This window comes from Stenotrophomonas sp. 3(2025) (genome assembly GCF_052665395.1).
Genome location: NZ_JBQOIF010000026.1, coordinates 57,656 through 66,055 on the forward strand (window position 1 = coordinate 57,656; position 8,400 = coordinate 66,055).

7 protein-coding genes are annotated in these 8,400 nt (G+C 68.5%); 4 read left to right on the forward strand and 3 right to left on the reverse strand.

Going from position 1 to position 8,400, the window contains the following annotated elements; genetic code table 11:
- Positions 1-9: 9 nt before the first annotated feature.
- From ispE to ACUXVE_RS17240, 3 genes are read right to left on the reverse strand one after another with little or no spacing between them, the layout of a single operon-like run.
- Complete coding sequence (gene ispE / locus ACUXVE_RS17230) at positions 10-879, reverse strand: 4-(cytidine 5'-diphospho)-2-C-methyl-D-erythritol kinase (protein ID WP_093818986.1); 870 nt, start codon at positions 877-879, stop codon at positions 10-12.
- Positions 876-1,535, reverse strand: coding sequence for a lipoprotein insertase outer membrane protein LolB (gene lolB / locus ACUXVE_RS17235; protein WP_445514856.1), 660 nt, complete (start codon positions 1,533-1,535; stop codon positions 876-878). Before lolB ends, ispE begins: the two co-directional genes overlap by 4 nt.
- Positions 1,532-3,217, reverse strand: a complete 1,686-nt coding sequence (locus tag ACUXVE_RS17240) for a tetratricopeptide repeat protein (RefSeq protein WP_222390603.1) — start codon at positions 3,215-3,217, stop codon at positions 1,532-1,534. Before ACUXVE_RS17240 ends, lolB begins: the two co-directional genes overlap by 4 nt.
- 63 nt (positions 3,218-3,280) lie before the next feature.
- Here ACUXVE_RS17240 and hemA point away from each other — a divergent pair, with 63 nt between their 5' ends.
- Genes hemA through ppk2 form a run of 4 tightly spaced genes read left to right on the forward strand, consistent with a single transcriptional unit; the run spans position 3,281 to position 8,165 of the window.
- Positions 3,281-4,564: a glutamyl-tRNA reductase gene (gene hemA, locus ACUXVE_RS17245; RefSeq protein WP_222390606.1), complete on the forward strand. Its 1,284-nt coding sequence runs from the start codon at positions 3,281-3,283 to the stop codon at positions 4,562-4,564.
- Positions 4,542-5,624, forward strand: coding sequence for a peptide chain release factor 1 (prfA, locus tag ACUXVE_RS17250; RefSeq protein WP_132825879.1), 1,083 nt, complete (start codon positions 4,542-4,544; stop codon positions 5,622-5,624). The genes hemA and prfA overlap by 23 nt, the downstream gene beginning before the upstream one ends.
- A gap of 5 nt (positions 5,625-5,629) precedes the next feature.
- Positions 5,630-7,336 carry an O-linked N-acetylglucosamine transferase, SPINDLY family protein gene (locus tag ACUXVE_RS17255; RefSeq protein WP_222390609.1) on the forward strand — a complete coding sequence of 569 codons (1,707 nt, stop codon included), beginning with the start codon at positions 5,630-5,632 and terminating at the stop codon, positions 7,334-7,336.
- A gap of 46 nt (positions 7,337-7,382) precedes the next feature.
- Positions 7,383-8,165: a polyphosphate kinase 2 gene (gene ppk2 / locus ACUXVE_RS17260; RefSeq protein WP_445514857.1), complete on the forward strand. Its 783-nt coding sequence runs from the start codon at positions 7,383-7,385 to the stop codon at positions 8,163-8,165.
- Positions 8,166-8,400: the final 235 nt, after the last annotated feature.

The window sequence follows — 8,400 nt, forward strand, 5'->3', positions numbered from 1 at the left end:
ATTGATGAATCAGTGTTGCTCGAGTGCATCCAGCAGTGGCGAACGCGCAACGCCCGCAGCCACCCTTGCCCGCAACTCCTTCGACAACTTCGCTCGTCCCTGCTCGGCGGCAGCCTGCGAATCGAACTCGACGAAACAACCACTTCCCGAACCGGTCAGCCGTGCCGTGCCGATGTCGCTCAACGCAGCAAGCACCGCCTCGACGGCAGGCTCACGGCGGCGCAGCACCGGTTCGAACACGTTCCCGACCAGCGTGCCGGAAGCGAAGTCCTCTATTTTCGCCTGTGGACTGTCGCGCGTCAAATCCGGATCAGCGAACAGGACGGGGGTCGGCACATGAACGCCCGGATCGACCACCACATACCAGGCCTGCGGCAGGGTGATCGGCTGCAGCCGCTCGCCCACCCCCTCGGCCCAAGCATTGTGGCCACGCACGAATACCGGCACATCGGCGCCGAGGCGCAAGCCCAGCGCCGCCAGCGCGTTGCCGTCCAGCCCCGCGCCCCAGAGCCGGTTCAGCGCCACCAGCACGGTGGCCGCATCGGACGACCCACCGCCGAAACCACCGCCTGCGGGAACATGCTTTTCGACGATGATGTCGGCACCTTGCTCGACATTTGCCGCTTCTTTCAGCAGCAGCGCTGCACGCACCGCCAGGTCATCCGCCTCGGCGACGCCGGCCAGGCCCTCGCCCTGCCGCCGCACCTGGCCGTCTTCACGCAGGTGCAGGCCGATACGGTCACCCCAGTCGAGCAGGCGGAACACGGTCTGCAGCTCGTGGTAACCGTCGGCACGACGGCCGGTGATATGCAGGAACAGGTTCAGCTTGGCCGGGGCGGGCCACCAGGACCAGCCCGCGTCATCCACCGACGCCTTCATGGCGCGCCCTGTCCCCACTGGTCGACCAGCAGGCGCACCTTGGCGTCGCCATTGACTGCCTCGACCCTGCGCGGCAGGGCCGGACGCCCGGCTTCGGCCGGGTACCAGTCCAGATACTGGATCACCCAGCCCATCTGCTGGAGCCGCCGTGGGCGGCCATCTGCATCACGATCGATCTTTTCCGGCCCGCCGCTGCCCCCAGCGACCAGACCGCGTACCCAGTCGGGCAGCTGGTTGACCGGGATATCCCAGCCGGTGGCCTCCAGCAGCAGGGCCTGCGCGTCTTCACCCTCGCGCGGACCACCGGCCAGCCCTTCCAGGCGTCCGGCTTCATGATGGGTATCACCGCTCAGTTTCCAGCTCTGGCGGGTGACCGGCGCGCTCAGTTCAACCACATACCGTTGGCCTTCCTGCTTCCAGTCGATGCGGCCGCTGCCACCATCCTTGCCCTTGCTGACCGCTACCCGGCCCTGGAAATTCCACTCCGACGCCGCTCGCAGCGCGTCCACGCGCGCGGCCTCGGCGGCGGCCGCTTCGGCCGAAACGGTGGTGACAACGGCTGGCGCCGGCGTCTTCTGCCGGCCAACGGTGGTGCAGGCACTCAGGGCCAGGGTCGCGGCCACCAGCAGCAGGGGCCGGATCATGGAAACACTCATGGGTTGAATTTCTCGCGGGCGCGCAGCAGCGCGCGGTTCTCAGGGTCGAGCCTGGCCGCTTCCTCGAAGAAGTGACGGGCTTCATCGTGCTTGCCCAGCACCCACAGCACCTCGCCCACGTGGGCGGCGATTTCCGGGTCCTTGGCCAGCGTCCAGGCGCGGCGCAGCTGTACCAGCGCGTCGGCGTTGCGCCCCAGGCGATACAGCACCCAGCCATAACTGTCGACGATGGCGGCGTTGTCCGGTTCGGCCACGCGTGCGCGGTCGATCAGCTCGAGCGCTTCCTGGTAACGGCCAGTACGGTCGGCCAGGGTGTAGCCCAGTGCGTTCAGTGCCGGTACGTTCTCCGGCTCGGTCACCAGGATCTTGCGCAGGTCGGCCTCGGCGCGGGCGATGTCGTCGCGACGCTCCCAGGCCAGCGCACGGGCGTACAACAGGCCGTTCTCGTCCGGATACGCAGCCAGGCCACGGGCCAGTGCATCGATCTCGCCGGGAAGGTCATCGGCGCGCTGGCGCAGCTCGGCTTCCAGCAGATACGCATCGCGCCGCACATCGTCATCCACCCCGGCATCGGACTGGATGGCATGCACCTCATCCAGCGCCAGCGACTGCCGGCCGGCCAGCCCCTGCGCATTGGCCGCACGCAGGCGCGCTTCATTCAGCTCATCGCCGCCAGGCACGCTGTGATACCAGTTGACCGCCTCCGGGTAGCGCTTGAGGTACTCGGCGATCTTGCCCAGCAACAGGCGCTGCGCCGGGTCCGGCTTGGCCGCCTGCCGCGACAGTTCGTTGTACAGATTGGACAGCGCGGCCTTGTCGCCCTGCTTGGCCAGCAGCGAAGCGCGCATGCCCCACGTCTGCACATCCTGGGGACCGACCGCCAGCACGCGCTCGGCCGCTGCCGGCTGGCCGAGGCTGTCATAGGCGATGGCCACCGCGTTGCGCAGCTCCGGGTCCTGACGGGTCTTCGGCTCCACCCCATGCAGCAGCGACAGCGCCTGGTCGGTCTGGCCGGCCTGCTGCAGCTGGCTGGCGCGCAGCAACGCCACGCGTGGCTCCTCGGGGAAGCGCTTGACCACCTCATCGATCATGCGCCGTGCCAGCTCGGGCTTCTCCATGCGCAGCGCAAGGCGTCCAAACTCCTGCCAGGCCTCGATCTTCTGGGGAATGGCGTTGGCATCGACCAGCTCGCCCAGCACCTGGGCCGGCACGGCCGGATCGCGGCCACCGCCGATCAAGGCGCCCAGGGCGAACTTCCAGCCCTCATCCCCCGGGTCCTGCAACAAGGCCTGAAGCTCGCTGCGCGCAGCCTTCACATCGCCTTGGCGCATCGCCAGCGCACCGGCGGCGCTGCGCATCGCCAATGAGCGCGGCGCACGTTGCTGCCACAGGGCCAGGCCCTTTGCCGCAGCATCATCCTCGTTGGCCAGCATGGCGATGCGGGTCGCCCGCTCGGCCAGGCCGGCGTCGCCGTCGGTCTGCTGGGCGGCCTGCAGGTACCAGCGCGCGGCCTCGGCCAGCTTGCCCGCCTGCAGGGCGAACTCGCCGGCCAGTACCGGCTCCAGCGCCAGTTCCTCAGTCACCGCAGGCCGTGCAGGGGCCTTGGCGGGCACCGCCGCCAGGGCCTGCGCACAGGCCAGGGACAGCAGCAGAACACTGGGGATGCGAATCAATGCGGGCATCGTCGGCATCGGGGCCTTAAAATGTCGTCCAATGGCCAGCAGCTTATCGCAAGCAACTGAACAATGACCCTGTGGGTGCTCGGACTGAATCACCAGACCGCACCGGTGGAACTGCGCGAACGCGCAGCCTTCGCCGGTGACGCGTTGCCGCGCGCGCTCGGTTCGCTGCGCGATACCCCGCAGATCGCCGAGGCGGTACTGCTGTCCACCTGCAACCGCACCGAGCTGTATGCCGTGGCCGAGTCCGCGCAGGCGTTGGACCAGTGGCTGCAGAACCAGGCCGGCGACCTGCAGGGCTACCTGTACCAGCACGCCGATGCCGATGCCGTTCGCCATCTGTTCCGGGTGGCGACAGGGCTGGATTCGATGGTGCTGGGTGAGCCGCAGATCCTGGGCCAGGTGAAGGACGCCTGGTCGACCGCGCGCGACCACGGCCTGCTCGGCCAGCGCCTGGACCGGCTGTTCCAGCAGACGTTTTCGGTGGCCAAGCGCGCGCGGACCGACACCCAGGTCGGGGCCAACCCTGTGTCGGTGGCCTCGGCGGCGGTGCGCCTGGCACAGAACGCCTTTGCCCGCCTGGACGATTCCACCGTGCTGCTGGTCGGCGCGGGCGAGACCATCGAACTGGCCGCACGCCACCTCAGCGAAGGCAAGGTGCGGCGGCTGCTGATCGCCAACCGCACCCTCGCCCATGCGCAGGAACTGGCAAGCCGCCATGGCGGTGTGGCGCTGCCGCTGACCGAACTGGAGCGTCACCTGGCCGAGGCCGATGTAGTGTTCTCGGCCACCGCCGCCCGCGAACCGGTGATCCACCGTGCTGCAGTGGCCAACGCCCTGCGCGCACGCCGGCACAAGCCGATGCTGCTGTTCGACCTGGCCGTGCCGCGCGACATCGAGGCCGACGTTGCCAGTCTCGACGATGCGTTCCTGTACACCGTGGACGACCTCGAGCGCGCGGTGGAAGACAACCGCCGCAGCCGCCGCGAGGCGGCCGCCGAAGCGGAGACCATCATCGACCTGCAGGTCTCGCGCTTCGTCGAAACCCTGCAGGCCAGTGCCCACCAGGCACCGCTGCGGCAGCTGCGCGCTTTCGGCGAGGCCACCCGTGCCGAACTGCTGGAGCGCGCGCGCCAGCAGCTGGCCAACGGCAAGCCGGCCGACGAAGTGCTGGAACTGCTTGCCCACGGATTGACCAACCGCCTGCTGCACCCGCCGACCGCCGCCCTGCGCGCGGCCGCGCTCAGCGGCGACGCCGACCTGACCCGCGCTGCCGAGCGCCTGTTCCCGGCTGCGCCGGGTTACCACCACCCACCTGTGAGAACCGATGACGCCGACCCTGCGCCGTAAGTTGGAAGCGCTGGCCGAGCGCCGCGAAGAACTGGAACGTCTGCTCGCCGAACCGGAGGTGGTCGCCAACAACGCGCGCTTCCGCGATCTTTCGCGTGAGTTTTCCCAGCTCGAACCGATCGCCACCGCGCTGGCCGATGAAGCGCGTGCCAAGGCCGACCTGGCGGCGGCCGAAAGCATGCGTGCCGATCCGGACCTGCGCGAACTGGCCGACGAGGAAATCGCTGCCGCCCAGGCCCGCCTGCAGGACCTGGAGCAGGAGCTGGCACTGCTGCTGGTGCCGCGCGACCCGCGCGATGAAGGCAACCTGTTCCTGGAAGTGCGCGCCGGCACCGGCGGCGACGAGGCGGCGATCTTCGCTGGCGACCTGTTCCGCATGTATGCCCGCTACGCCGAGCGACAGGGCTGGAAGGTCGAGATCGAGTCGGACAACCCCGGCGAACATGGCGGTTACAAGGAAGTGGTGGCGCGCGTAGTCGGCCGTGGCGCGTTCTCGCGCCTGAAGTTCGAATCGGGCACCCACCGCGTGCAGCGCGTGCCGGCCACCGAATCGCAGGGCCGCATCCACACCTCGGCGGCCACCGTGGCGATCATCCCGGAAGCCGACGAAGTCGATGAGATCGTCATCAACCCGGCTGACCTGAGGATTGATACCTACCGCTCCTCCGGCGCCGGCGGCCAGCACGTGAACAAGACCGAATCGGCGATCCGCATCACCCACGTGCCCAGCGGCGTGGTGGTGGAATGCCAGACCGAACGCAGCCAGCACGCCAACCGGGACAAGGCGATGAAACGCCTGAAGGCGCAGCTGCTGGATGCCGAGCGCCAGCGCCACGACGCGGCGCAGGCCGAATCACGGCGCCTGCAGGTTGGCAGCGGCGACCGCAGCCAGCGCATCCGCACCTACAACTTCCCGCAGGGCCGGATCACCGACCACCGCGTGGAAGGGCTGACCCTGTACGACCTGCCCAACGTACTGGCCGGCGATCTCGATCCGCTGCTGCAGCGATTGAGCCACGAGCACCAGGTCGACGCCCTGGCCCAGCTTTCGGCGGGCTGACCAGCATGTCCGCCTGGCAGCAGCGGCAGCAACTGCAGCAGGCGATCACGCGCCAGCCCGGCGACTTCGTCGCCTGGGTGATGCTGGCCGACCTGGAACTGGAAGCCGGCGATATCGCGGCCGGTGAGCAGGCCGCGCGACGCGCGCTGCAGCTGCGGCCCAATCATCCTGAAGCGCTTGCCCGGCTCGGCCGGGTGGCGTGGATGGCGGGAGCGCATGCCGATGCCGCTACGCTGCTGGGCCAGGCCTCGGCGCTGGCACCGGAGCACCCGGGCATCGCGTTGTGGCTGGGGCACGCGCTGGAAGATGCCAACGATGCCGAAGGTGCATCAGCGGCCTATCGCCGCGCACATGCACTGATGCCCGATGAGCCGTATATCGCCGCACAGCGCCTCGCCTGGCAGCGTCGCCTGTGCGATTGGCAGGACGTGGATGCGCTGGCCGATCAGGTGCGCGGTGCACTGGTGTCCGGCCGGGGCGTAGTGGAACCCTTCGCGTTTCTCAGCGAAGACGCCAGCGCGGCCGAACAGCTGGCCTGCGCGCGTGCACGCGCCGCCGCGGTGGCGGCATCGGTGCGGCCACTGCCGCCGGCGAAGGTGCGCGAACGAGGCCCACTTCGCGTGGGCTTCCTTTCCAACGGCTTCGGCGCCCATCCCACCGGATTGCTGACGGTGGCGCTGCTGGAGCAGATGAGCCGCGACCCGGCCCTGCAACTGCATCTGTTCGCGCTCAACGCGGACGATGGCAGCCGCATCCGCCAACGCCTGCAGGCCGCCACCCGGCTGCATGACGTGGTGGGATTGCGCCACGCCGATACGGCCGCGCGCATCCGTGCACAGGGCATCGACCTGCTGCTGGACCTGCGCGGCTGGGGCGGTGGCGGCACGCCGGAAGTACTGGCGATGCGCCCTGCCCCGCTGCAGTTGAACTGGCTGGCCTACCCCGGCACCTCCGGTGCATCGTGGCTGGATGCAGTGATCGCTGACGACGTCGCGCTGCCGTCCTCGCTGGAACCGCACTACAGCGAACGCGTGCTGCGCCTGCCGCGCGCGTTCCAGCCCTCCGACAACACCCGCGTGCTGGAACCGGCGCCGGACCGCGTGGCGTGTGGGCTGCCCGCGCAGGGCACGGTGTTCTGCTGCTTCAACAACAGTTACAAACTCAACCCGCGCAGCATGGGCCGCGCGTTCGCGGTACTGCAGGCAGTACCTGGCAGCGTGCTGTGGCTGCTGTCCGGCCCCGGCCAGGCCGATGCACGGCTGCGTGCCGCCGCCAAGGCTGCAGGACTGGATCCGGCGCGCCTGGTGTTCATGGCCAAGCTGCCGCATCCGCAGTATCTGGCCCGCTATCAGCTGGCCGACCTGTTCCTGGATACGAACCCGTACAACGCGCACACCACCGCATCGGATGCACTGTGGGCGGGCTGCCCGGTGCTGACCTGCCCCGGCGCTACCTTCGCCGCGCGCGTGGCCGGCAGCCTCAACCATCATCTGGGGCTGGAGCACATGAACGTCGCCGACGATGCGGCCTTCGTCGCCACCGCCAGTGCACTCGGCAACGACCCGGCCGCGCTGGCTGCCCTGCGTGCCGAACTGGCGCAGGCACGCGAGCGCAGCGGCCTGTTCGACATGACGGCCTTCGCGCGCGATCTGTCCGCACTGCTTCAGCAGCTGGCCCGCGAACAGGGCTGGCAGGGTGTCAACACGCCCTGACATCGCCCTGCGCTACGCTCGGGCTTCCCTCCCGCGTGGCATGACGATGGCCAAGCTCAAGCGCAAGGAATACGACGAGCTGCTGCAACCGCTGCAGCTGGAACTGACGGCGATGGCACGCTGGGTGCAGCACAGCGGGCAACGCCTGCTGGTGCTGTTCGAAGGACGTGATACCGCCGGCAAGGGCGGTGCGATCCAGGCCATCAGCCAGCACCTCAATCCACGCCAATGCAGGGTGGTGGCATTGCCCAAGCCCACCGACCGCGAAGCCACGCAATGGTATTTCCAGCGCTACGCCACGCATCTGCCGGCCGCCGGCGAGATCGTGCTGATGGACCGCAGCTGGTACAACCGCGCGGGCGTGGAACGGGTGATGGGCTACTGCAGCGAGACCGAGTACCAGCAGTTCCTGCATCAGGCACCTGTATTCGAACAGCTGCTGGTGGATGACGGCATCCTGCTGTTCAAGTACTGGCTGTGCGTGGACCAGGAGCAGCAGGAGAAGCGTTTCGCCGAACGCCATCTTGATCCGTTGAAGGGGTGGAAGCTGTCGCCGGTGGACCTGAAGTCGCGCAGCAAGTACAGCGCGTACACCGAAGCGCGCGAGGCGATGCTGCGCGCGACCCATCGCGACGGTGCGCCGTGGACGCTGGTGGATTTCAACGACCAGCGGCTGGGTCGCCTGACCCTGGTCCGCAATCTGCTGGACCGGCTGCCGGACACACGGGTGGATGTGCCCTTGCCGGAGCTGCCGGAACTGAAGGGCAAGCTGCATCGCGAGCACTACGACGTGCTGAAGCCGATCGAGGATTTTCCGGTCGAAGAATAGGGTTGGTCGGCAGGGCCTGCGGCCCTGCACCCGCTGCTTTCAGGCAACAGCCAAAGCAACGTCAAAAGCTGCATTGCGTGGGTTGGCGGGGCGGTGTCGGACTGCGGGGACGCCGCAAGTACGTCCTTGTAGGCTTGGCAGCCGCATCCATGCGGCTGACTGATCTGGCTCCCCGTGAGCGGACGCCAAGAAGCGATACTTTGATCGCACTTGGAGGTCCTTTTATGTCCCGTAT